Here is a 1,081-nt window from a genome sequence, read left to right as displayed (position 1 = left end):
CTGTGGGACGATGCGCAACACGGCAATTCAGACACGAAACTGGCCGCTGATAGCAAAATCAAACGGGTCGTGATGTGTTCTGGCAAAGTTTACTATGACCTGCTCGAAGAACGCGACGCGCGCGGCATCAATGACGTCTACATCATGCGCTATGAACAGTTCTATCCATTCCCCGCACAATCTGCGGTCAAGGAACTGGAACGCTTCAAAAACGCCGAAATGATCTGGTGTCAGGAAGAACCGCGCAACCAAGGCGCATGGTCGTTCATGGAACCCAACATCGAATGGGTCCTGACCCGCATCAAAGCCAAGCACACACGGCCAACCTATGCAGGTCGCGCCGCCGCGGCGTCACCTGCCACAGGTCTGGCCAGCAAACACAAAGCAGAACAAGCAGCCCTCGTTGATGAAGCGCTGACAGTCGAAGGAACAAAGTAATGAGCACCGAAGTCCGCGTCCCAACCCTTGGCGAATCCGTGACAGAGGCGACAGTCGCCACATGGTTCAAACAACCTGGCGATACCGTTGCCGTCGATGAAATGCTGTGCGAGCTGGAAACAGACAAAGTCACGGTCGAAGTGCCCAGCCCAGTCGCAGGCACCTTGTCCGAAATCGTCGCCGCAGAAGGCGAAACCGTCGGCGTTGACGCGCTGTTGGCACAAATCGCTGAAGGCGACGCAGCAGCTGCACCAGCGGCCAAGAAAGAAGAACCAAAGGCCGAAGCAGCACCTGCACCTGCCAAAGCCTCCAAGGACGTCGAAGACGCTCCATCAGCCAAGAAAATGATGGCAGAAAACAACCTGTCTGACGTCGCAGGCACAGGCAAAGACGGCCGCGTGATGAAAGAGGACGTCTTGAACGCTCTTGCGACACCTGCGCCCGCGCCAGCCGCGGCACCACGCGCGCCAGTGGCCGCAGATCAAGCCGACCGCGAAGAGCGTGTGAAGATGACCCGCTTGCGCCAAACCATCGCGCGCCGCCTCAAGGACAGCCAGAACACCGCCGCCATGCTGACCACCTACAACGAGGTCGACATGACCGAGGTGATGGCACTGCGCAACGAATACAAAGACCTGTTCCT

General features: G+C 57.9%; 1 protein-coding gene and 1 pseudogene. Both read left to right on the top strand.

Annotated features, from left to right (window positions below; genetic code table 11):
• Nucleotides 1-438: pseudogene (gene sucA / locus QZ197_RS12570) on the top strand (2-oxoglutarate dehydrogenase E1 component); the annotation flags it as partial.
• Nucleotides 438-1,081: biotin/lipoyl-containing protein (locus tag QZ197_RS12565; RefSeq protein WP_296432360.1), on the top strand; the 644-nt coding region annotated here is incomplete at its 3' end. The pseudogene sucA and the gene QZ197_RS12565, both read left to right, overlap by 1 nt.

It is taken from the genome of Yoonia sp. (assembly GCF_017854415.1).
GTDB lineage: Bacteria > Pseudomonadota > Alphaproteobacteria > Rhodobacterales > Rhodobacteraceae > Yoonia.
The sequence above is the reverse complement of the archived record's forward strand: the minus strand, read 5'-3'. Positions and strand labels throughout refer to the sequence as shown.